The sequence below is a fragment of the Agriterribacter sp. genome (assembly GCF_035497235.1).
Classification (GTDB): domain Bacteria; phylum Bacteroidota; class Bacteroidia; order Chitinophagales; family Chitinophagaceae; genus Agriterribacter.
In genome coordinates, this window is sequence record NZ_DATJEB010000007.1 from 15188 (window position 1) to 39714 (window position 24527).

Below are 24527 nucleotides of genomic sequence, written 5' to 3' on the forward strand. Positions count from 1 at the left end.
TGTGATGCTTTATTCCTTATCACAGTTTATTGCTCCGATATTTCCAGCAGCCACCCTTTTCCTTTTTCTACCGGTATTGTATCCGTTGCATTAAAAGTTCCCGCTTTTTGAAAGTTACTGATATCAGGCGCTATAATTCGCGCTTTTGCTGCATCTATTCCCAGTTTTTTCCAATCAATGTTCAGTGTGATCTTTGTATCAGTACTATCCCAGCTTGCAATGGAAACCAGCGCCGATCTGTCCTTTTGATATACGGTAGCCAGCACATTTATGTTGCTGGTGGTTACGGGGCAGTTGTCGCTCCAGTAACCGATCATCCTGGCGCCGGTCATCCCAAACGAATCCCACAGCTTCCAAATGCCACCGGGGTTGTTACCATCATAAGGCATACGGTTGGTCATTCCATATACCATTCCCCGCCAGGGATTACCACCTTTTTCAAGCATTTCACCCATCAGCCCAAACGGTATGCCGCTAACCTCTGTAAGAAAAAAATCCGGGCCGTTGTTTTCATAATCGAAATACTCGCCAAACCATAACCGGTTGATATAGGGAAAATGTTCAAGATACAGGTTGGCGCTGTTATTATAGCCATCGCGTTCATTGAACTGGTTGGCAGAATGCAGGTCAATAATACCGGGATGATCGCTTTGCGTAAGCACACGTTTCACGCGTTTCATTGTAATGCGGTCAAACGCCACATCATCGAGGTATATACCATCAATACCCACATTGTTCACCAGCCAGTTCATTCCCTCTACATAATAGTTATGCCAGCGGCTCATGCCACTGTTAATAATAGCCGCGTCTTTTATTCCCGGCACAAACCATGCAGCTATATAGTCATCTCCCAGGTGCTCCTGCAGCCAGCTATAACCTCCCCCCTGGCCCGGTGAGTATATTTCATGCCCGAGACTCCGCATAGGGAATGTTTCATAAGCCCTGTTCGACAACTCCCTTACAGTATTGTAGATCTTTACTTTTAATCCTTTGTCATGCGCTTCATCAATATAGGCTTTCATCTTCTTCCATTCAATAAACGGGTAATTGATCCATGGGTTGATGGCATTGGCGTGATGGATATTGATGACCGAGGCGCCTGCCGCTTTAACTTTATCAATGGGATCATATTTATGGTAAAAACGGGTTTGCCACTGAAAATCGGTATTGACAGGATGAAAGGGCGTAATGAGCAAGGTAAAGTTGAAGAAAAGTGAATCGCCTTTCTTCATGAATCGCTCACCGGAGTAATTCTTTACATTTACGCTATTGCCTTCTTCTGTTATATTGATGCCGCCTTTATTGTCGTTACCCCACGATGCCGGCAGGAGCAAAGGCTTTTGTAAATAAAAATTAGTATTTAAAGGACGTGTATATTTTTCATCGCGTAAACTGTATTGAAGCCCCATATTTACGTTGCCGATCCACGTGCCGTCCTGGTTTTTGTGGGCAACATCCCATTTCCATGAAAAGGAACCGGGCCGGTAGCCACCCTTTTGCCCCAATCCCATCATATATTTTGATGCATCTTTGGTAAATGGCAGTACCATTGCTATATTTTTCAGGCTGATGTCGTTCACCGCGGTAAGCTTAACCGTGTACATTACAAAACCATCAAACTCCATTGTGGCGGTAACTTCTTTTTTTAAGTCAGCATTATAACTTTCCGCCTGCCAGCTAACAGTGCCGGGCTCTTTTTTTACAAATTGTAATCCCTTGTCTTTCCATGCCATTGCATTTGAAGCGCCCTGTTTGGTAGCATTAAATTGTACAGGACCCGTGAAAATGCGGGAAGGGTTTGTAGTATACCCGGTCATTTCTTTTGTGAAAAACGATAAAATCTGCAACGGGAACCCATTGTCTCCAATGTATATCCTTCTTCCAAGCAGGTCAATGCTTCTTTTGTTCACCTTTAACGGTATATAGGGCGCTATCACCGCATTTTCCTGTGCCATGGCTGAGTTGAGCCAGTGCAGCCTCGTTTGCAATGCCGGGTTACTGATACCACCGTCTTCCAGGATATTGCCGGAAACTTCAATCTCCAATGAAACGGCTACCGGCGGATTGCCTTTACTGTTAATGATCGCCCTGCCTTTGTATTTACCTGCCGCAGCGGATGGCGGAATATTCACCAGGCACCAGAGTGACTGAATATTGCCTTTAGCAACAGCAGGGTGCAGATTAAAGGACTTGCCATCATAGCGCACGCCCGAAGTATTGAGGCATGAAATATTTTTTGCAGCAATGGTATTACCCTTGCTGTTTTTTAAGTTGGAAAAATTTACAGTAATATTTTCGATGTTTTTTATCGCGAAGAGCGCCAGTTGAAAACTATAATATTCTCCCCGGTCTGCTTTGCCTGAAAAACGATCAGCGGGTCCTTTTTGGATCCAGCGGTAGGGTAGGCTGGTATTCATTCTTACAGGCAGAGACCGGTCTTCCGGGAAAACAATAAATGCTTTGGACTTGTTTTTTTGAACCAGGTCATTGGTCTCTTTTTCTGTGGCCGCCACTTCCATCGGGTAGTTGCTGTTGAATGCATTGATGCTTTGCATTTCAGTTGCCACCGCATTTGCCTGCATATCATATGGAATAGCTGAACGCCAGTTTGCAGATGCTGTTTCTGCAGATGGCAGGTAAACGCCTTTCGGGTAGTTAGCCCGGCCTTCATTTTTGTAGGGCATATAATATACATAGTACTCACCCTTGCCGGATACCGGTTCAAAATACACTTCACCCGATGCGGAAGCAATATTTTTAGTAGTTACGTTTACTATTGCTTTGCCCGATCGTGCGTCTTGAACTATTACTTTTTTATCTGCGGGGTTCTTATCTCTCCTCCGCCAGGGGATTACAACTTTTGCAATATTGCCTTCCCCGGCAAATGCTACCAGTACACGATGATTCCCTAAGGAATCCGGATCCCATGCGTTATTTGAGTTGGTATACTTTAATTCCTGGGCATACAAACCGCACAGTAAGCAACAAAATGAAATGCAGCATATCCATGTTTTCATCTGTAAATACTTGTTATGATTTTTGGCATTGAAGAATAAATATAACAGAATAAAATAACTCAAATGCATCGCAAACGATTGTGTGATTTCTGGTTTGCAGGCATAAAAGTGACGAAGGATATTAACTGATTGATTAACTTTATGCCAATTAATCAGGATGTGATGTGCGGCTGAAAGCGATCTTTTAATGAGAAATGATGTTCCGATAAACTACTGCTGGCAGGATTTCGTTCGCAACGAAAGCCGGGACGCTTATTATGAGCTATACCGGCATTACTATGCTTATCTCAGCTACATAGGACTAAAGAAAGGATTCAGCACGGAGGTGGTGAAAGATACGATCAATGATGTATTTTTATACTTATGGGAGAAGCGCAGGTCGCTTCAGCATATTCATCATCCCCACAATTACCTGCTCACTTTTTTCCACCGCAGTATCATTAATGGCATGCGCCCCGCCAGCGTTTTGCCGGAAGATATTAATGAAGCCTTGCAGGGTGAATACGGGGCATTTGCGGAGCCGTCTTTTGAGCAGAACCTGCTGGATAAGGAAAGCCGGGAAAGGTTGGCTGCCCTGGTGAACAGGCACCTGAACTATCTTCCGCGACAGCAGCGCGAAATTATGTACCAGAAATTTTATCTCGGGCTTTCGTATGCCGAAATAGCCAGTGCTAATAGGCTTTCTGTTAATACGGTTTATAATACCGTGTACGCTGCCATGCAAAAACTCCGGACTTCTATTCCAGCCAGTGCCGTTGCGTCACTTATTTCCCTCTTTGCGATACTTCATTTATTTTTTTCTTAAAAAGACTAGTGAAAATTCCCGGTTCTTAGCTCTATTAAAAAAAGAAGCGATCATGCTGCATCAAAATGATGAAGAGCTGCTGGCTGATGAAAGTTTTATCAATTATTGCCTGGAACGCAATGAAGCGGATATGCACGCGTGGATGCAAATAGTGCGGGATAATCCTGAAACTGCCGCCCGTATAGAAGAATTGCGTACGCTGGTGATCCTGGCCGGCAAAGGCCTGCAAAATATTGAACTGAAAAACCAGATGGCTAAACTGGGAAGGAGGATAGAACTTGCGGAAGAAGCCGTTGCTTCGGCAAAGCCTGTTTCCATAACCCGCTCTGTTAACCGGAAACTGATAGCGGCAGCGGCCTGCTTTTTGCTTATTGCAGCAACCACAACCTATTATTTTGTAAGAAGTGGCAAGTCTCCCGCTTCTTACCGGTCTTCCTATATTACTCAACCTGCGGAAAAAAAATCGCTTGTGCTTTCAGATGGTACCAAAGTGATCCTGAATGCAGACAGTAAACTTTCTATAGCTCCTGGTTTTGGACAGGAGGAACGCCGTGTACAGTTGGATGGTGAGGCGTTTTTTGATGTGGCGCATAATGCTTCAAAGCCGTTTGTTGTTCATACTGCCCGCATGGATGTAAAAGTATTGGGCACCGCTTTTAATGTGAAGGCTTATGCAACTGACGATTTGTTTGAAACGGCGCTGATCAGGGGTAGTGTTGAGCTTTCCCTGAAAAAGGAGAAAAAAACGGTTATGCTCCGGCCTAATGAAAAGTATGTGCTTCGTGAAATACGGCCGGGGGTGGCATTAGCGGAGGAAAGTATTACCGGCAGGAAAACACATAGTGAAGGATTGCTGCCTGTTAAGATTGACAAGGTTGATACTTCTATAGTTGAAGTTTCATGGACAGAAAATAAGATTGCTTTTGCAGATGAACCATTTGCACAGGTAGTAAAAAAATTAGAACGGTGGTACGGGGTGTCCATTATAGTGGATGATGATGTATTGCCGGGAAATCTTTACACAGGATCATTCAGAAATGAATCCATTGAAGATGTGCTGTCTGCCCTTCAGTTTTCCAGGCCCTTTACCTACAAAAAAGAAAACGATGTAATCAGAATTTCCAAATAATAAGGAGGATGCTGACACATCCCCCTCAATAACGGCTGTAAGGACCAAGCCTCTCGCATGAAACAACTGGTCCCTTTTTTTAACCGAAACATATCTAAGGTATGACAAAAAAGGCTATTGATCCCAAACACCCGCCGCGCCCGGTACTAAAGGCGCTGATGCTTATGAACGGTATTACATTATTTCTTCTGACGCTTACCCTGCATGTGTCTGCAAAGGGAATTGCCCAGGATAAGATCAGCCTGGAAGCTAATAATATGCCGCTTGCAGCGGCTTTAAAGCAAATTGAGAACAACACGTTCTTTCGTTTTGTTTACAGCAGCGACTTGCTTCAGAACAAAACAGTAAAAGCCGCGAAATTCAAAAAGGCAACGCTGTCAAGAGTAATGGAATTACTGTTGAGCAATACCATGCTTACTTACAAGATGATAAATGACAGCCTGGTTACGATTGGCGAAAAAAAAGAAGGCATAGCGTACGAAAAAAGTGAAGAATTGGCCAATATAAAAGGGAGGGTTACAGATGAGAAAGGCAATGCGCTTCCCGGTGTTTCGGTTTCGGTAACGGGTAGCAACCGCGGAACCATAGCCGATGAAAATGGAAATTTTTCTATAGATGCAAACCCGGGAGAAACCCTTGAATTCAGTATTGTAGGATATAAGACCTACACTGTAAAGCTGGGTAACGAAACATCATTAAATATTAAACTGGAACCCGATGTTGCCGATTTAAACAGTGTGGTGGTAATAGGGTACGGCACTCAGAAAAAAGGTGATCTTACCGGCGCCATCACCAGCCTTAAGGCCAGCGATCTTACCTCAGGCGGTACCGTTAGTAATGCTGCGCAGGCATTGCAGGGCAGGGCCGCAGGCGTAATGGTATTGCAGAACTCAAAAGCTCCGGGCGGAAGCATGTCGGTTCGTATACGTGGCGCCAACTCTATCAGCAGTACCAACGAGCCATTATATGTGGTGGATGGTTTTGCCACGCTGAATGGCGCAGACCTTAACCCCAACGACATTGAGTCTATGGAAATTCTGAAAGACGCCTCCGCCGCGGCTATTTATGGAGCCCGTGGTGCTAACGGTGTTATCATCATCACCACCAAACGGGGCAAATCTGGCAAAGCCCAAATTACGTACAACGGTTATATTGGTTTGCAAAAAATAAATGACCAGTTCGAAATGCTGAACGGCAAACAGTATATGACACTGGCGAATGACTTATACAAAGAAATTGACGGGCAGGCAAACCAGGAATACGGCGCTTATACGCAATCGCAACTGCAATCCAGCATAAATACAGACTGGATTAAAGAAGCCTCACGCAAGGGTGTGGTACAAAGCCACAACCTGCAGGTGCAGGGAGGTAATGAGAATACAAAGATACTCACCAGCCTTGGTTATTTTAAACAGTCGGGCGTTTTAAAAAATACAGATTATTCAAGAATTTCCGCAAGGGTAAATGTAGATCAGAAGGTTAACGATTTTATCAAATCCGGCGTAACAATTTATGGACAGAGAGCCAATTCAAACATCCAGGATTATGGTGGAAATATCTTGCAGTCGAACGTGCTGCTGGGCATTCTTACTTACGATCCAACCGTGCCGGTATATAACGCTGATGGCAGCTTTGGCAGACCTCCCGGAGGAAGAGGCGATAACCCATTAGCCAACCTTGTAGGAAGGCAAAATGAAGTGGTGCAGGACAGGTTCAACGGAAATGCATACCTCGAAATAAAACCTATACCCGAACTTACGGGTCGTGTTAACGCTGGCGCGGAAATCGCGCAATACCGTACCGGCAAATATTTACCCAAAAGCACTTACCAGGGAGGAATTGATGATGGAGTGGCCAGTTCTTCAGATTATACCTCTACACGACAGTTGTTCGATGCAACGCTTACCTATGCCAAAACGCTTAACGAAGTACATGCTTTCAGTGTGCTGGGAGGATATGCTTACGAAAAGACGGGCTTCGCTTTTAAATCCCTGGCTGTAAAAGGTTTCTCAACCGATCTTTTCAGCTTTAACAATCTGGATGCCGCTTCTACGATCACAGGTGCTAATTATTATAAGCAGGAGAGTATTCTTATTTCCTTTTTTGGGAGGTTGAATTACAGCTTCAACGATAAATATCTTTTTACGTTTACTATGAGGCGTGATGGATCTTCACGCTTTGGCGCCGATCACCGCTGGGGTAATTTTCCATCCGGCGCGTTTGCCTGGAGAATGGATAAAGAGGGATTTATCAGGAACCTTAACCTGTTCTCCACATTGAAATTCCGGCTGGGTTATGGAAAAACCGGAAACGACCAGATTGGTAACTACGCATCATATGCTTTAATGGCAACTACACGTTTAACATTTGATGGCAGCGCTAATACAGCGGGCACTCATTTAAACCAATCGTCTCCCGAAAACAGCTCCTTAAAATGGGAAACCACCACGCAGTACAATGCAGGTATTGATATGGGTTTCTTTAATTCGCGCTTAATGGTAACAGTAGATGGCTATTATAAAAAGACAACTGACCTGCTCATCAGCAAAAGCCTGCCCCTGTATTCGGGCTTTACATCGGGCCAAACCAATCTGGGCGCTGTTGAGAACAAGGGTATTGAATTTGAAATATCTTCCAAAAATATCACAAACCAAAATTTTACCTGGGATACCAAGCTAAACCTTGCAATAAACAGGAACAAAGTGCTTGATATTGGCGGGAAAGATATTTATCTGACATCTTCCAAACCCATGGGAACAGTATCTGAAGAACAGTTTGCAGTAATAAGGGAAGGACAACCCCTGGGTTCCTTGTTTGGTTACGTGTATTTAGGTGTGTTGCAGGCGGGAGAAACGTATGCGCCACAACCTGCTTCTGTAGCCGGGGATCCTAAGTTCCAGGATATTTCAGGGCCGGACGGAAAACCTGATGGCAAAATAGACGCGAGCGACCGCACTATCATCGGCTCAGCTAATCCTAAATTTATATATGGCGTTACCAACACCTTCAACTATAGAAACTTTGATCTGGGTATATTCGTACATGGCTCGGTTGGTAACGATTTGCTGAACATGACCCGTATGAACCTGGAGTGGAACCGAACTACAGATGCTTTAAACAGGTGGACGCCGGGCAATACCAATACCGATATACCCAGGAATGGTTTTTTCTATATGAAGTCTGGCGGGTATATCAACTCTCATTTTATTGAGAATGCTTCTTTTTTAAGGTTGAAGAATATAACATTAGGCTATACGCTGAGAAATGTTTCAAAGGCGTTTAATTCCATACGCCTGTATGCAGCAGTGGAGAACCTGCTCACATTTACTTCATATTCGGGCTGGGATCCGGAAGTAGACACCAAAGGATATGAATCAGGTAATACAGGTACTACGGGCGCAGGATCTGCAGGTGGCGGACAGACCGCCAATGCCGGTGCCGGCATGGATTTTAACGCTTACCCTGCCATGCGCTCTTATACTTTTGGACTGAGTATTAATTTTTAACCCGTATCATTTTCTCTTACATTAAAAATGTATTAAATGAAATATTTGTCAATTATAAGTTTAAGCCTGCTGGTATTGGTTACAGGTTGTTCCAAGCTGGAGCCCAGGCTGTACAGCGACCTTACTACAGCCAATGCTTATTCTACCGAAAGCGATATTAACGCGGCCTTAGTAGGTATTTATGCTGATCTCAATCCATATCCCGGCGATGCCTGGATGTATTATGCCGGTTACCTGGTAATGACTACCGATTACACAACCGATATGGGGTTTTCTACCGCCGCCGGCGACCCTACCAAACTGAGCAATTTTACTTATGATGCCAATAACAGGTACATCAGGTATAACTGGCAGTATATGTATAACATAGTAAGTAATGTTAATTTACTGCTATCCAAAATTGAAGGTGTGCAGATGGATGACGTGAAAAAGAAAAGAATTATTGCCCAGGCTCGTTTTTTAAGGGCGCTGGCCTATAGAGACATTACGGATGCATGGGGTGCCGCTCCTTTGTATACAACGGTGATTCCTCCCGACCAAACCGCCAATGCACCTTTGGCTTCTGTTGCGGAAATTGATGAATTGATTATTGAAGATTGCAAATATGGCTTAGACAACCTTCCTGAAGCATGGGATGAAAGCGAAGGCTTGTCTCGGGCCACAAAGGGCGCATGTGCTACCCTGTTAGGCAATGTATACATCAGGGCGCACGATTATCAGAATGCCAAAACCTACGTTGATATGGTATTGGCGATGAAAGACGCAGGCATTTATCAGTTGAATTCCGACTTTAAAAACGTTTGGTCGGAAAGTAATAAATTTGATAAGGGATTTATTTTCTGCATTCTGCACGAGCCCGGCATGAACGGGGGAGAAATTGCTAACCATTTCGGTCCGGCGGATCACAAAGAAGTGACCGATAGGTGGCAATATTATGCTGTATCGCTTGAATTCTGGCGCAAGTACAGCGATCAGGATCCGCGTAAGCAGTTTTTCTATTATAACTATGAAGGTGCATCGCCCCGCGATGAACACACTACACATGGTTTTTACTATATGGTGCCGGCTCCCGGACAAACCACACCTCCCAGCGATACGGTTAAGCTGCTCAAAAATATAGCAACCAAAAAGTATTCGTATGAGATGGTCTCCAATTCTTACTATGATGGCCGCACGATAGCCATCTTCCGTATTGAAGATGTAATATTGTATAAAGCAGAAATTGAAAATGAACTCAACGGCCCCACCGCCGCCCTGCCTTATATAAACCAGATAAGAGCAAGAGCCGGTGCGCCGGAATATGGCTCGGGCGGAGCGTTTCCTGCACCGGCATCTAAAGAAGAAATGGCGCAAAAGATATTAGATGAACGGGGTTATGAACTGGTGTTTGAATACAAAAGAAGACCCGACCTTATTCGCTTTGGTAAATACGAAGCAATCTGCAACGCCTATCTCACTTCGCGTGGATTAAACCCGGTGGTTACAGCAAACATGAAATATCTTCCATATCCTTTGCTGGATGCACAGCTTAACAGTGGTATGGCAGCAGAAAATTTAAACAGGGTACCCTGATAATCGTATTATAATATTAGTTCTATTTGCCACCTGGTTCATCATCATGCGCCCGGTGGCTTTTCCTTAAAGTATTCAGATGAAAAAAGCCTACCTGCTGATAATATGCATAGTGCTGGTCATTGCCGCTGCGCTTATTTATCTTAATCATTCTGTTTCCATTACAAGCATTGAATTGTCATCGCCCGGCAACATTGCTATGAACGAGGCCGTAAAAATTGTTCTGGATAAAGAAGAACAGGTGTTTGTGCGTTACTGGAAAGATGGCGCGGCTGAAAAGCTGAGAACGCCCTTAACCCCCAAAGCGAAAGAGCATGACGTTCGGTTATTATTACTTGATCCCAATACGGTATATCATTACCAGGTAGTAATTGATAAGCTGATTGATGTGGCATCCAAAGAAATGACTTTCCGAACCCGTGAACAATCACCGTGGTTAGTGCATAACTGGGTAAAAGGAAACGCACCGCACGATGCTGCCGCATTAGATGGCGGTATGGTAATGTTATGCAATGCGAGACTGCCGGGGTATATTGCTATGGTAGACGGAAAAGGATCGGTAAAATGGTACTGGCAGATTGATGATATTGGCGTAAGGGCCGCTACATTAACGCCACGGGGTACCCTGCTCGCCATGTTACGTCCCCCTGTTAGAGATGTAATTGATGATACACCCAAAGCAGAAGCCGATAGTTTGCGTGAAGTGGCAAAACCCATCCGCCGCGGTGCAATGGGTTTTGCGGGAGGAACCGCCATTGCAGAGATAGACCTTACAGGGAAAATGCTGTGGCGTATCAACATGGACACGGTTGATGGCGGTAAACACAAAGTGATCCATCACGATGTAAGGATGGACAGGAATGGAAATATCGTTGTGTTAACACGCAATCAGAAGCCGTTTGATATGGCTACACTTGGCGGTGCGGGAATTGACACGTTAGGTGGCGATGGCATTCTGGTAATGGATAACAAGGGCAAAAAAATATGGGAATGGAATGTATGGGATGAGTGGGATACCGATCATGATCCATTGCTAAAGGAATTTGCATACGATCGTTTTCACATGAATTCACTAAATTTTGATAAGGATAATAATTACCTGGTATCTGTTGCTATTGAAGACCAGATTTGGAAAGTAAATAAGGAAACCGGTAAAATTATGTGGAAGCTGGGTAAGAACGGAAACTTTAAAATGGATACGGCTTATCATTTTTCATTTCAACACTCCGTACACATTAATCCTTACGGCGACCTGATGGTGTTTGATAACTCGCTGTGGAAAAAGCAATCGGGCGCAGTATCGTTTCAGTTAGATACAGTAAAATGGACGGCTACGCCTAAAATTCATGCGATGCTTCCTGCAGCAAAATATACCTCGCGTATGGGCAGTGCTTATGTTTTGCCCAATAACAACCTGTTGCAGTGCAGCTCTAAAACAGGCGCCGTAATGGTAACCGACCAGCAGGGCAAAATAATCTGGGAGCTGAACTGTTACTTTGTTCCCTACCGTGCAGAATATATTAGCCCTTCTGTGTGGACGAAATATTTTGTAAAAGAATAAATAACAGCAGATTTGTGGTACATATGCGTCACCTTACCTGTATTTCCAGTGATAGACTCATGTTGCCCCCGCTGTGTGAAGTCTCCTGACTTCGCATTTATTATATTCTCCGGAGACTTTGTCTCAGCAATACAACAATGTACCTTCACACAAATTACATTTTCTTTACTCCATTTTTTTTCTTCATTTATACTCAGCGCCTGACAAAAATGTGTACGGGGTTGTAAGTTAAAAAAAGTAAGCATCTTTGAAAACCACTTTCAAAAGATGCTTACAAAATTAGAGATGAGTTCCCTTTGTCATAGCATATCGGTTAAGAAGACATGAAGGAAAATACGGGTGGCTGCAGGATGCCGGAAAGCCAGCTTGCGCTTCCGAAGGCGTATTCACCGGGTATATTGTGTCATGCTCTGAAATTCATGATCAGCGAATGATGGGCGGGAACCGGAATTACAAGAAAAGGACCAAACGGCTGTAAGGCACCTCTCGCAATGAGCATAATCAACAATTCTGCTGATGACTGTCAGTGTTTCTAAAAATAATCAAAGGTAGCTTCACTGCATAAAGGTTTTGATAAAAGATGCAGGCGTGGAACTGCATCAAATAAAAGATATTTTAATTATAAGAACCAATGACAAAATAAAAATTGGTAGTGAGATAAGGGAAGGTTCATTTTTCGGGGAATTAAAAATGTTTTGCGAAAAGATAAAACCTTATGCAGTAGTTATGGGCAGCCAGAATACAACAGCTGCGGAACGCGCATTTTTTGGCGGCTACACGATTATGCCATGAAGCATTTGGTGTGGTCATTAATTACCGTACCTCCAAGCGCCAAATTTTCTCAGTTAAAAAAAATCTGCCTTGCCTGCGATTTTGATGAAGTAGTAGATACAACCCCGATAGATGAAATAAAAAGGCTGGTAAATGATTTCTATGCGGAGTTGTATGTAATTAATTCCGGTAAAAAAGAATTATATGAGTCCGATATAGTTTTTGAACCGGGCCTGCTGCAGGAGATGCTGATATCCCTCAATCCTCAGTATCATTTTATTACTGGTGAAAATACGGATGAGAGTATTATTAATTTTGTGGAAAACAATAAAATTGATTTGTTGGTTGCCTTACCAGAGCGGCATGGTTTGTTGAAAAAATTAATTCATAAAAGCGTTTCAAAACAATTATTTCTTAATAGTCATATTCCTGTTATGGTCATGCATTCAATACCTGATGAATGATTAGGAGTGCCTACAAATAATGTTTAAAGAAGCAGGGACTGCAGGTACCTCAATAATATGGTTTTTTGAAAGTGGAGAAAAAAAGTGATTCAAAGAAATAATTATTTGAGATTAATTCCCTTTTGAAAATCCCTTTAACAATATGAACCATGACATGATCAGCAGCAGCCAGGTATATGGTTTTTTGCCTGTTGAAATAGAGGGTGTGGATGCGCTGGCGGCATTAGCGCTTGATATGCGATGGTCGTGGAATCACGAAGCAGACAAATTATGGCAACGCCTTGACCCTTTGCTTTGGGAATTGACCCATAACCCCTGGATTGTATTGCAAACAGTGGCGTATGACCAGCTTGAGCGCCAGATGGCTAACCCGGAATTCAGGGGTATGCTTGATGACCTGATAAAAACAAAACAAACCAAATTAAGCTCACCGGCCTGGTTCCAGGAAAATCATGCTGATGCGCCACTCACCTGTGTTGCTTATTTCAGTATGGAATTTATGCTGAGCGAAGCATTGCCGATTTATGTGGGCGGCCTTGGCAATGTTGCCGGAGACCAGTTGAAGTCCGCCAGCGATTTGGGGGTACCGGTAGCGGCTGTAGGGCTGTTTTACCAGCAAGGTTATTTTCGTCAGCAGATTGATAAATATGGCAATCAACAGGCTTTATTTCCCTATAATGATCCCGGGCAATTACCCGTTACGCCATTGCGATTACCCAACGGGGAATGGCTGCGAATAAAGGTTTCATTATCCGGCTATCCTGTTTGGTTTCGTACCTGGCAGGTGCGGGCGGGCAGGGTAAAGCTATACCTTTTGGACAGTAACGACCCTGTTAATTTACCCGTGCATCGTGGCATCACCAGTGAAATCTATGGTGGTGGCCCTGACCAGCGCATACAGCAGGAAATTTTGCTGGGCATAGGTGGATGGAAATTATTGAATGCGCTTGGCATTAAACCCGAAGTATGTCACATGAACGAAGGTCATGCCGCCTTCCTTGTGCTGGAACGTGCTAATGATTTTATGAAAGAAAACGGAACCACGTTTGAAGAAGCGCTCGCGGTTACCAGGGCCGGCAATTTATTTACGACACATACTGCCGTGGCTGCAGGATTTGACCATTTCAGCCCTTCGCTGATGGAGCAGTTTTTTGGTGATTATGCGGTCAATGAACTTGGTATTAATTTCAATAATTTAATGGCGCTTGGCCGCCAGGATCCCAATAACACTTCTGAAAGTTTTAATACAGCTTATCTCGCCATCCGGGGATGCGGGGCGGTTAACGGAGTCAGTGAATTGCACGGAGCAGTAAGCCGGCGTCTTTTTCAATCGCTTTTTCCGCGCTGGCCTGTAGAAGAAGTGCCTGTTGGGGTGGTAACCAACGGCGTTCATACGCCAAGCTGGGACTCTGAATTTGCTGATGAATTATGGACGGAGGCATCCGGAAAAAGCAGATGGAGAGGCGAATTGAAAACCCTTGAAGAAAATATCAATACTATTCCCAATCAAAAATTATGGGACTTTCGAAATGCTTCAAGAAATAGGCTTGTCAATTATGTTCGCAAAAGACTGGAGAGACAATTAATGCTATTCCCGCAAACGCAGGAAATGATTGATGCCACAAAAAGTGTTTTCGACCCCAACACCTTAACCCTGGGTTTTGCACGCCGGTTTGTGTCCTACAAAAGGCCCAATCTACTGTTGCACGATGAGGAAAGACTGATCCGCATTCTTACTAACCAGGAGCGTCCCGTGCAATTGGTAATTGCGGGGAAAGCGCCGCCGTTTGATGAACCGGGGAAGGCATTGATAAAACAATGGATACAATTCATTCAACAGCATAATTTGTATAAGCGTGTTGTTTTTTTAAGTGATTATGACATGCTGCTCACTGAAAACCTGGTGCAGGGTGTGGATGTATGGATTAATACACCGCGCCGCCCGTGGGAAGCCTGCGGAACCAGCGGTATGAAAGTACTGGTGAACGGCGGCGTCAATTTATCAGAACTGGATGGCTGGTGGGCGGAAGCCTACACACCCGAAGTGGGCTGGGCTTTGGGCGATGTGCAGGAGCATGGTGATGACCCGGGCTGGGATGCCGTAGAAGCCGGAAATTTATATGATTTGCTGGAACAGCAGGTAGTACCCGGTTTTTATTCACGTGATGGCCATGGAATACCCGTAAAATGGATTGAAAAAATGAGGAAAAGTATGGCCACGCTTACGCCGCGTTTTTCGGCCAATCGCGTTGTACGGGAATATACCGAAAAATATTACCTGCCTGCAGCCGCCAATTATAAAAAAAGGGCGGAAGATAAGGGTACGTGGGCGAAAAAAATAATGCATGATATGAATGACATTAAAAATAAATGGCAGCAAATTTATTTTGGTGAAACTACCATTGGAAATGTGGAAGGCGGGTATGAATTTAAAATTTTTATTGGGCTCAATGGCATCCATCCCGAGCAGGTTGCCGTGGAGTTATTTGCCGAAGGAATGAATGGCGCAGGGCCGGAGATAATAAAAATGGAACCAGGTACCAATCAAAAAGAAGGCAACTATTGGTATCATGTTATCATAAAAACAAAAAGAAAAGCGGCAGATTACACAATACGTATAAAACCTTGCTACGAAGGTATTTCAGCGCCTTTGGAAGATAACCGGATTTTATGGCAGCGCTAATCGCAATCAGAAAAAGTTTCAGAATAAAAGTCGTCCGGAATAAAAATCATGAAACCAGTTTCTTAATATTTACCAACCACTTTTCCTGCAACTGACAACGATCAAATTTTTCACTGATGATTGTCAGTATTTCCGGAAGCGAGGAAAAGTAGCTTTAATATTAGCTCATAGCTCACAGCCAATAAAAACAAATCTCATGAATACGTACATAAAAAAGTTTAAAGAAATTGGAATAGCAGACATAGCTAAAGTAGGCGGCAAAAATGCTTCTTTAGGCGAAATGTTTTCAAAACTTTCTTCAAAAAGAATTTCAGTGCCGGATGGATTTGCAACTACTGCTTATGCCTTCGAAGAGTTTCTTACACATAACTCATTGCATTCAAAACTGGATGATTTGATGAGTCAGTTAGACAGCAATAATTATGAGAACCTTAATGAAACCGGTGCAAAAACAAGGGCGTTAATGCTTGCAGGCGAACTTTCTCAAAACCTTCAGTCTTCGATTTTGCAGGCGTATAAAGAATTGTGCGGCGAAAATGATGGTGAAGTGGCCGTGAGAAGCAGCGCTACTGCAGAAGATTTACCGCAGGCCAGTTTTGCGGGGCAACATGAAAGCTACCTGAACATCAGGGGTGGCGCGGCTTTGCTCAATGCCATAAAAAAATGTTACGCTTCGCTTTATACCGACAGGGCGATTAAATACAGGGCGGAAAACGGTTTTGCGCATCAGAAAGTAGCGCTGTCTGTGGGTGTTCAGCAAATGGTGCGTTCAGATAAAGCTTCATCCGGCGTTATTTTTACGCTGGAACCTGAATCGGGTTTTCGTGATATTGTACACCTCAGCGGCGTATGGGGATTGGGTGAAAACATTGTACAGGGAACCGTTACGCCCGATGAATTTCTGGTTTTTAAACCCACTTTACTTCAGGGTAAAAACGCCATCATTCAAAAGAAATTAGGTACCAAAGCAAAAACCATGGTCTATGGTATTGGCGAAAGTGAAGCTATCATCAATACCGATACGCCCAAAGAAAAACAGGAACTTTTTGTTTTGAGCGATGAAGAAATTATGAGGCTGGCTAATTGGGCTTTAATTATTGAAAACCATTACCAGAAACCAATGGATATTGAATGGGCGAAAGACGGTATTACCGGCGAAATCTTTATCATCCAGGCAAGGCCGGAAACGGTTCATTCACAAAGAAATCCTTTACTGGTAAAAGAATATCAATTATTGGATAAAGGAAGGATGCTGGTGCAGGGCGAAGCTATCGGTTCAAAAATAACTACCGGGGTGGCAAGAATTTTACATTCGCCTGATGAAGCTGACAAATTACAAGCAGGTGAAATAATCGTTACCGGCACCACCAGCCCCGACTGGGATCCGATACTGCAAAAAGCTTCGGCAATCATTACCAACAAAGGCGGCAGAACCAGCCACGCTTCCATTGTGGCAAGGGAATTAGGGGTTCCGGCAATCGTGGGTTGTGCCAATGCTACTGATACAATTACTGATGGTGAAGTGATCACCGTTTCCTGCTGCGAAGGAAATACAGGTTTTGTTTACGGGGGGAAGCTGAATTTCAAAGTAACCAACCTTGATTTTTCATCCATTAAAAAACCTGAAACTACTGAAGTGATGCTGATTGTGGGCGATCCGGACAAGGCATTCGAACTATCATTTTACCCAAACGATGGGGTTGGGCTGATGCGTATTGAATTTATTATTACGCATTCCGTACAAATTCACCCGATGGCATTGGTGAAATTCAATGAATTGAAAGACGCGGCAGCCAAACAAAAGATTGAAGAATTAACGCACCATTATCCCGACAAAGAAAAATATTTTGTAGACCGGCTTTCGCAGGGAGTGGCAACTATTGCGGCGGCTTTTTATCCCAAAGACGTTATTGTGCGGATGAGCGATTTTAAAACCAATGAATACGCCAACCTTATTGGTGGTAAGGACTTTGAACCGCATGAAGAAAACCCGATGCTTGGTTTTCGCGGGGCATCCAGGTATTATAACGATTTATACAAAGAAGGTTTCCGGCTGGAATGTGAAGCCATCAGAAAAGTGAGAGAGGATATGGGCCTGGCCAATGTGAAAGTGATGATCCCTTTTTGCAGAACCATCGAAGAAGGAAATAAAGTGATTGCGGTAATGAAAAGATTTGGATTGGAGCAAGGCACAAATAACCTCGAAATTTATGTGATGGCGGAAATACCCAGCAATGTGATATTAGCCGAAAAGTTTGCAAAAATATTTGATGGGTTTTCAATCGGCTCAAACGACCTTACACAGCTTACCCTGGGCATCGACCGCGATTCTGCTATCGTAAGCAATTTGTTCAGCGAGCTAAACGATGCGCCGAAAGAAATGATTGCTGCCATGATTGCCAAATCTAAAAAAGCCGGGAAAAAAATTGGATTGTGCGGACAGGCCCCGAGCGATTTTCCTGAGTTCGCCGGATTTTTGATGGAAGAGGGCATAGATAGTATTTCATTTAACCCTGATGCGATATTGAAAGGAATTGAAAATATCCGGAAAGCGGAGAAGGAGAAAATAAAGGACTTGCAAACAATTTAAATTGATTAATATGGAAAAATTTTTTCAGGATAAAGTAGCCATAGTAACAGGCGGTAGTTTTGGAATTGGAAGAGCCGCCGCTATTGCATTTGCGGAAAGAGGCGCGAAAGTGGCCATTGCAGATTGGGTGGAAGATAACGAAACACTTAATGCCATTAAATCATCGGGTGGCGATGCCATCTTCATCAAATGCGATGTATCCGGTGATGAAAGTGTAAGCGCAATGGTGGATAAAACCATGACACAATACGGAAGGCTGGATTACGCTTTCAACAATGCCGGAGTAGAAGGCCTTTCAGCACCCACACACGAATGTACCAATGAGAATTGGGATAAAACGATTGCTATAAACCTGAAGGGAGTTTGGCTTTGTATGAAATATGAAATTCCCCACATGCTGAAACAGGGTAAAGGCGCTATTGTAAACAATGCATCCATAGCAGGGCTGGTGGGTTTCGTAAATATACCTGCGTATGTGGCTTCAAAGCATGGGATACTTGGACTTACCAAAAATGCGGCGCTTGAATACGCCAAATCAGGTATCCGGGTCAATGCCGTTTGTCCGGGCGTAATCAAAACCGCGATGATTGATCGCTTTACCGGAAAAGATAAAGTAGTAGAGAAGCAATTTCAAAGTATGGAACCGGTAGGAAGAATGGGGCAGCCGGAAGAAGTGGCTCAAGCGGTCATCTGGCTTTGTTCCGATGCCGCATCTTTCGTTACCGCCCATCCAATGGCTGTTGATGGCGGTTGGGTAGCGCAGTAATTAATATGTATTGATAATTGGGGTTAAGCCATATTCATGTAAATATTAAAATATATGGGCTTCATTGGAGAAACACTTGAACTGACTAAGTAATTCGGTCGTTCCACAGCCCTGGATCGTCTGAATATATCGCGGGAAGAAGGTGGGATATTTGCATTGCTTGGATCTAACGGAGCAGGAAAAACAACCGCCATTAAATTGCTTACCACTTTGCCGGAGCCTGCTTCAGGAGATACGCTTATAGATGGCATCAGCATTATAAAATATCTTTTTAAAGTGCGAAGATTGATTGGCTACGTGCCGCAGATGATTTCCGTTGATTGTACGCTTACGGGTTATGGAAACCTGTTACTTTTCACGAAATTATATGACATCCCATCCAAAGAGGCAAAACGCCGTGTATGGGAATCGCTGGAATTTATGAACCTTACAGACCATGCCCGCAAAGCGGTCAAAACCTATTTCGGCAGAATGATAAGGAAATTAAAGATTGCCCAATCCATGTTGCATCGTTCTAATTAAATGTAAAATTAAACCGGAATCCATTATCCATATTTACCGTATGGCTGATAGTTATATTGGGTTCCATCCTGTTTTCAGCTTTTTCACTTATCATAGCTTGCCTCGTCAAAACCAGGGAAAGATTTATGGGGATAGGACAGCTATTGACGATGCCTTTATTTTTTGCCAGCAATGCCATATACCCGATTGATGTAATGCCGGGATGGCTGCAGGTGCTTTCCCGCATGAATCCGCTAACCTATATGGTGAATGTGTTGCGTATTTGTATGCTAAATACTGAGTTACCGGTAAACCTGGTATATAATAACGGGGTTTTGATAGTTGTGCCGGCAGTGATGGTTATGATTGGCAGAGTGTTGTATAAAAGGGTTATTGTCTGATATCTGCTATTCAACATTTTTTGGATAATTTCTTTTTTTGTTACCTTGGTTCTTGTACCACATGAAGCAAAGCAATGCGGCAATTTGGTTTTATTAAAAACCCTATTACCTTATGCTCTTTAGTTTCCACTATTTTTAGCGAAGAACCTTTTTTAGTGAACAGAAAATTCTACTTCTTCTTTTAATAAAACCAAAGGCTAAAAATATACCAATGAAAAAGTATTTGATATTGTATTATTCAAAAACCGGCAACAGCAAATTTATTGCTGAAAAACTGTCTAAGGAATTAGGGTGTGATTCGAAAAAAATAATCCCTGTAATAGATAGCCTGGCAGTGCTGTTTTTACTATCGTTAATGAAAACAGGCATCCCGACAAATATTTCAAAAAAAGAAATTGAGAATTATAGCGAGGTTATAATTGTAGGTCCTGTTTGGGGCGGACTTTTAATTTCCCCATTAAGAAACACGCTTAAAAAATGTATCAGAGCCTCGAAAAATATTCACTTTGCGGTTACTTGTGAAACTAAGGATGAGGAAAAGAATAATAAGTATGGTTATGCAAAAGTATTGAACAAGGCCAAAGGTTTGGGAGCCAAGTTCGTTCAAACTACAGAAGCCTTCTCAACTTCCCTGGTAAATGTTGATAATAAAGCATGGAGTCCAAAACGCTCTGAAAAGATAAAAATAACGGAAGAGAATTTTAATGCGGTATTAAAATCAAGATTAAGCGATTTTGCTATTAAAATAAAGTCATTTGAGGAACAACAAATCAATTTTTCGGGTAATAAGCATTGATTTTCATTTTAGTGATCTTTTCTTAAAGATCATTTATGGCAATTTTTCTATAAATAAACCGCTTTACAAATTCCGCACTAAAAAGATAAACCAATACCAATACCACAATAAAAATAACTATCTCAACCGGCAATACTTCAAAGCCAATCCTTTCTGCAAAAGGAAGGTAAGGCAGTGTCCACCCTATAAAAAGACAAACAACAACGCTGAAAACAAGTTTCCATGAAGGCGTGCTTTTATAAAAAGGCGTGTGTTGCGTGCGAATAATAAACACGACCAAAATCTGCGTAGCCAGCGATTCCATAAACCAGCCTGTACGAAATTGCGCTTCATTTACCGCGAAAACTTTATACAAAAGCCAGAAAGTAATTATGTCAAAAACGGAACTGGTAATGCCATAGATGAACATGTAGCGGTAGATTATTTTCAGGTTCCATCGTTGGGGTCGTTTTGTATATGCATCGTCTACATTATCAGATGGAATGGTAATTTGCGAAGTGTCGTACAAAAAATTATTGATTAGGATTTGAACAGGAAGCATGGGCAAAAAAGGCAAAAACAAAGTAGCGGCGGCTACCGAAAACATATTGCCAAAATTGGAACTAAGCCCCATCAGGATATACTTCATCGTATTACCAAAAGTTTTTCTTCCCTCCATAATTCCTTCTTTCAGCACCAGTAAACTTTTTTCGGTAAGAATGATGTCGGCAGATTCTTTGGCCACATCGGTGGCACTATTTACAGAAATACCGATGTCGGCAGCCTTTAAGGAAGGCGCGTCATTAATGCCATCGCCCATGTATCCTACGGCATGATGGTGCGCTTTGAGCGCATTAATAATGCGGTTCTTTTGGTCTGGTGAAAAACGGGTGAATATCGTTGTATTTATTACTCTCTTCCTAAGCGCATCATCGGTGAGCGTATCCATTTCATAACCCTGCATCATACCTTTTATAGGCAGGTTAATTTCCCTGCATATTTTTTTCGTTACAAGGTGATTATCGCCTGTAATAATTTTTACTTCCACCCCAATACCGGCAAGCGCCTGAATTACTTCATCTGCATCTTCTTTGGGCGGATCCAGGAAGGCTACAAAACCTTCAAATGAAAGCAACGCTTCATCATGCTTTGAAAATTGTTGCTGCCCGGTAACATTTTTTACGGCGATAGCCAGCACGCAAAACCCGTCAGCGCTCAGCAATTCATATTGCTTTACCGCCGCTGCTATAAAATCTTTATCCTGAACACATACTTTCAATATTTCTTCCGGCGCACCTTTGCAAATGAGCGTTACCTGTTTATTCTGCTCTGTTACCACACTCATGCGTTTCCGGTAAAAATCAAAAGGTATTTCATCTGTTTTATGCCAGGAAGAAATGTCCAGTTTTTGAAAGTTGAGAATGGCATCGTCTAATGGATTTGTTATGCCGGTCTGAAAAGAACTATTGAGATATGCCAGCTGAAAAACATGGTCTGAATGATTGCCTGAAACATCCACGCATCTTATCAGTTTTATTTTATCTTCCGTTAAGGTTCCGGTTTTATCGGTACATAAAACTTCCATGCTGCCAAAATTGGGAATGGCAGATAAATGTTTTACAATAACGCCCTTTTTTGCCATTTGCAAAGCACCTTTAGACATTGTAAGCGACATGATCATCGGAAGCAATTCGGGCGTTAGCCCAACAGCAATTGCGATAGCAAACATGAAAGATTCCAGAATGTTTTCCTTCATCATCGCATTGATAAAGAAAATAAACAACACCAGCGCGATGGTTATTTTCATAATCAGGTAGCCAAACTTACGCATGCCATGGCCGAAATCAGTTTCTTCTTCGCGTCCGATTAATTTTTCGGCTATTTTTCCAAACTCAGTACCGGCACCGGTTTTCACCACTACCGCTTTTGCCGTTCCGCTGATAACACTGGAACCCATAAAGGCCATATTATCCATTGTACTCAAATCGCTGGTGGCACCGGCAATGGCATCAGCATGTTTTTCCCCGGGAAAAGATTCACCGGTAAGGGATGACTGATTGATGAAAAAATCTTTCGCCGTCAGAATTCTTACATCAGCCGGAACAATTTTTCCTGCATTTAATAGTACAATATCGCCGGAACATAAATCCTGTGCTAAAGCATCTTCTTCTGTTCCGTTGCGAATCACGGTAACTTTGCTTTTTACAGTTTGCTTCAATTTTTCCGCTGCATTTCTGGCGTCTCTTTCCTGGAAAAAATCAGTTAGTACACTCGCTATCACAATGAGGATGATAATTGAAGCATTGATGTTTTCCGAAATAGAAAATGAAATGCCTGCGGCAATTAATAAAAGTATGACCAAAGGACTTTTGAAATGTTGCAGCAGGTTTTGCCACCAGGCTTCTTTTTTATGAGAGGCAATGGTATTGGGGCCATTCTTTTTCAGCCGGCTGCCGGCCTCTTTTGAAGTAAGGCCCTCATCCATATTCGTTTGCAGCGTTAGTAAAACCTGTTCTTTGGTTTGCGATGCAATTGTTTTTAAGTCATCATTCATGTAAGGAAACATTTCAGATTTACCTGGCGAAGCTGATTTTTAATAAACTAAGGAATTGTGCTGAAAATGAAGCTAAAATTATTCCAAAGTTTCGAAAAAAAACTCACAGAGATCATTGCTGTATTTGATAGTTATCATACATGCAATCCTGTTCTTATGGAGCAACAGGGGAATGCCTCCATTCTGCAATACCTTAAAATATTTTTTGCTAATTTGATTATACAGCGCAAGGCTATTTTATACCTACTCTTTTTATTTAAAAAAATACGTATCACCCTTTTCAATGACCATAATCATTGCGGCCATTATATGGTATTGCTAATTTGGGCCGGGTAAATTTGAATGATATGAAAATATTTAATTATGATGGTAATTCGTTCAATATTGGGGAGCAATTAGTTTGGCTGATAACTGTATTATTATTGATAGCCGGTTTGCCTTTACTTAAAAATATCATTGTTTTTATTCTTGTAAAACTGTATGAGATATTCATTCAGTAAACCATTGGAACATACAACAGCCATTTATCCACGTTTAAAATCATTTTATGAAAAAAGAAGAAATAGATGGATGTATTGAAGATAAGTTTAAAAAAATTGCCAGGTATTTCCATAAAGCCGTTGACAATTTTGAAACGGAAGATATCAATGACTTTAGAATTGAAATCAAAAAACTAAAAGTTTTTCTTCATTTAATTAATATGGAATCAGGCGATGAACTGTTGTACCGGATAACCAAACGGATGAAAACGATATATGGGTATCTCGGCGTCATCCGCAATCTGCAACTACAATTGAAAAAGATGAATGAATATGTAAAAAAAACTTCCGGTAATATACCTGTTCGTTATGTGCATATGTTAGAAAAGGAATTAGAATTCTGGAAAAAAATCAGTAAAGACTTTATAGTTGCAGACTATGATTTTTTTAATGATAAAAAAGAGATAATTAACACACTTCCGGATAAACTGACCAAAAGATCTATCCGGAAATTTATTCATTATACGCTTTACGAACTGCAGACCATATCCGGTCATCCGGACGATTATAGTTTGGATAATACGCGAAAATTCATAGAAGACATTTATTATAATTACGCGTTCATTAAGCCTTTTGTTACTGAGCGCCAAACCAACTTGTTTGATGAAGAAAAAGTAGGTGCATGCCTGGAATTATTCAATAATTTCCGGGATACATGTATGGTTATTGTTCTTTTGCAAACCTATGGCGCAAATGAATTCAATGAGTCTGAAAAGAAATTATTAAAGGAAATGGAAAATGACTGGATGCATGAAAAAAAAGAACTGAAGGATCAGTTGTTTGCTAAACTGGATTCTTTGCACATTACAGCTAATAATATAAATGAATTTGCTTTTGAAGATGCGTTAAGTGAATAGTTTTTCTTCTAAAAAATTTCACAAAAAAATGAATGC

16 protein-coding genes and 1 pseudogene are annotated in these 24527 nt (G+C 42.3%); 15 read left to right on the forward strand and 2 right to left on the reverse strand.

The window, feature by feature from the left end:
• Positions 1-26: 26 nt before the first annotated feature.
• On the reverse strand, positions 27-3017 hold the full coding sequence (locus VL121_RS02000) for a glycoside hydrolase domain-containing protein (RefSeq protein WP_325401620.1): 2991 nt from the start codon (positions 3015-3017) through the stop codon (positions 27-29).
• Positions 3018-3204: 187 nt separating this feature from the next.
• On the opposite strand from VL121_RS02000, the gene VL121_RS02005 reads away from it, so the two are divergent.
• From VL121_RS02005 to VL121_RS02065, 13 genes and pseudogenes are all read left to right on the forward strand, one after another.
• Positions 3205-3822, forward strand: coding sequence for an RNA polymerase sigma factor (locus VL121_RS02005; RefSeq protein ID WP_325401622.1), 618 nt, complete (start codon positions 3205-3207; stop codon positions 3820-3822).
• A 52-nt stretch (positions 3823-3874) separates the two neighbouring features.
• Complete coding sequence (locus VL121_RS02010) at positions 3875-4951, forward strand: FecR family protein (protein WP_325401624.1); 1077 nt, start codon at positions 3875-3877, stop codon at positions 4949-4951.
• A gap of 101 nt (positions 4952-5052) precedes the next feature.
• Positions 5053-8457 (forward strand): TonB-dependent receptor, encoded by a 3405-nt coding sequence (locus VL121_RS02015; RefSeq protein ID WP_325401626.1) that lies wholly within the window; start codon positions 5053-5055, stop codon positions 8455-8457.
• A gap of 36 nt (positions 8458-8493) precedes the next feature.
• Positions 8494-10029: a RagB/SusD family nutrient uptake outer membrane protein gene (locus VL121_RS02020; RefSeq protein ID WP_325401628.1), complete on the forward strand. Its 1536-nt coding sequence runs from the start codon at positions 8494-8496 to the stop codon at positions 10027-10029.
• A 79-nt stretch (positions 10030-10108) separates the two neighbouring features.
• Positions 10109-11590, forward strand: a complete 1482-nt coding sequence (locus VL121_RS02025) for an arylsulfotransferase family protein (RefSeq protein ID WP_325401630.1) — start codon at positions 10109-10111, stop codon at positions 11588-11590.
• A gap of 588 nt (positions 11591-12178) precedes the next feature.
• Positions 12179-12382: a hypothetical protein gene (locus VL121_RS02030; protein WP_325401632.1), complete on the forward strand. Its 204-nt coding sequence runs from the start codon at positions 12179-12181 to the stop codon at positions 12380-12382.
• Entirely contained in the window at positions 12379-12825 is a 447-nt protein-coding gene (locus VL121_RS02035) for a universal stress protein (protein ID WP_325401634.1), read from the forward strand. Before VL121_RS02030 ends, VL121_RS02035 begins: the two co-directional genes overlap by 4 nt.
• A 142-nt stretch (positions 12826-12967) precedes the next feature.
• Positions 12968-15508 carry an alpha-glucan family phosphorylase gene (glgP, locus tag VL121_RS02040; RefSeq protein WP_325401636.1) on the forward strand — a complete coding sequence of 847 codons (2541 nt, stop codon included), beginning with the start codon at positions 12968-12970 and terminating at the stop codon, positions 15506-15508.
• Between the two features lie 196 nt (positions 15509-15704).
• The gene (gene ppsA / locus VL121_RS02045) at positions 15705-18098 is read left to right on the forward strand and encodes a phosphoenolpyruvate synthase (protein WP_325401638.1); all 2394 of its coding nucleotides are present in this window, start codon (positions 15705-15707) and stop codon (positions 18096-18098) included.
• A gap of 10 nt (positions 18099-18108) precedes the next feature.
• Positions 18109-18864 carry an SDR family oxidoreductase gene (locus VL121_RS02050; RefSeq protein ID WP_325401640.1) on the forward strand — a complete coding sequence of 252 codons (756 nt, stop codon included), beginning with the start codon at positions 18109-18111 and terminating at the stop codon, positions 18862-18864.
• A gap of 120 nt (positions 18865-18984) precedes the next feature.
• Positions 18985-19386, forward strand: coding sequence for an ATP-binding cassette domain-containing protein (locus VL121_RS02055; protein WP_325401671.1), 402 nt, complete (start codon positions 18985-18987; stop codon positions 19384-19386).
• Between the two features lie 20 nt (positions 19387-19406).
• Positions 19407-19766 (forward strand): annotated as a pseudogene (locus VL121_RS02060) (ABC transporter permease); the annotation flags it as partial.
• A 211-nt stretch (positions 19767-19977) separates the two neighbouring features.
• Complete coding sequence (locus tag VL121_RS02065; protein ID WP_325401642.1) at positions 19978-20562, forward strand: flavodoxin family protein; 585 nt, start codon at positions 19978-19980, stop codon at positions 20560-20562.
• A 22-nt stretch (positions 20563-20584) separates the two neighbouring features.
• Here the strand turns inward: VL121_RS02065 and mgtA are convergent, their stop codons facing one another.
• Positions 20585-23095, reverse strand: a complete 2511-nt coding sequence (mgtA, locus tag VL121_RS02070) for a magnesium-translocating P-type ATPase (protein ID WP_325401644.1) — start codon at positions 23093-23095, stop codon at positions 20585-20587.
• A 347-nt stretch (positions 23096-23442) separates the two neighbouring features.
• On the opposite strand from mgtA, the gene VL121_RS02075 reads away from it, so the two are divergent.
• Together VL121_RS02075 and VL121_RS02080 are read left to right on the forward strand one after the other, a co-directional pair.
• Positions 23443-23595 carry a hypothetical protein gene (locus VL121_RS02075; RefSeq protein ID WP_325401646.1) on the forward strand — a complete coding sequence of 51 codons (153 nt, stop codon included), beginning with the start codon at positions 23443-23445 and terminating at the stop codon, positions 23593-23595.
• 47 nt (positions 23596-23642) lie between these two features.
• Entirely contained in the window at positions 23643-24491 is an 849-nt protein-coding gene (locus VL121_RS02080; RefSeq protein ID WP_325401648.1) for a hypothetical protein, read from the forward strand.
• Positions 24492-24527 lie beyond the last annotated feature (36 nt).

Bases quoted from the DNA above. Each gene is read 5' to 3' on its own strand.
- VL121_RS02020 (WP_325401628.1), top strand. From the start codon at position 8,494: ATGAAATATTTGTCAATTATAAGTTTAAGCCTGCTGGTATTGGTTACA.
- ppsA (WP_325401638.1), top strand. From the start codon at position 15,705: ATGAATACGTACATAAAAAAGTTTAAAGAAATTGGAATAGCAGACATA.
- VL121_RS02080 (WP_325401648.1), top strand. From the start codon at position 23,643: ATGAAAAAAGAAGAAATAGATGGATGTATTGAAGATAAGTTTAAAAAA.
- VL121_RS02025 (WP_325401630.1), top strand. From the start codon at position 10,109: ATGAAAAAAGCCTACCTGCTGATAATATGCATAGTGCTGGTCATTGCC.
- VL121_RS02010 (WP_325401624.1), top strand. From the start codon at position 3,875: ATGCTGCATCAAAATGATGAAGAGCTGCTGGCTGATGAAAGTTTTATC.
- glgP (WP_325401636.1), top strand. From the start codon at position 12,968: ATGAACCATGACATGATCAGCAGCAGCCAGGTATATGGTTTTTTGCCT.
- VL121_RS02075 (WP_325401646.1), top strand. From the start codon at position 23,443: ATGAAAATATTTAATTATGATGGTAATTCGTTCAATATTGGGGAGCAA.
- mgtA (WP_325401644.1), bottom strand. From the start codon at position 23,095: ATGAATGATGACTTAAAAACAATTGCATCGCAAACCAAAGAACAGGTT.
- VL121_RS02050 (WP_325401640.1), top strand. From the start codon at position 18,109: ATGGAAAAATTTTTTCAGGATAAAGTAGCCATAGTAACAGGCGGTAGT.
- VL121_RS02000 (WP_325401620.1), bottom strand. From the start codon at position 3,017: ATGAAAACATGGATATGCTGCATTTCATTTTGTTGCTTACTGTGCGGT.
- VL121_RS02005 (WP_325401622.1), top strand. From the start codon at position 3,205: ATGAGAAATGATGTTCCGATAAACTACTGCTGGCAGGATTTCGTTCGC.
- VL121_RS02035 (WP_325401634.1), top strand. From the start codon at position 12,379: ATGAAGCATTTGGTGTGGTCATTAATTACCGTACCTCCAAGCGCCAAA.
- VL121_RS02065 (WP_325401642.1), top strand. From the start codon at position 19,978: ATGAAAAAGTATTTGATATTGTATTATTCAAAAACCGGCAACAGCAAA.
- VL121_RS02015 (WP_325401626.1), top strand. From the start codon at position 5,053: ATGACAAAAAAGGCTATTGATCCCAAACACCCGCCGCGCCCGGTACTA.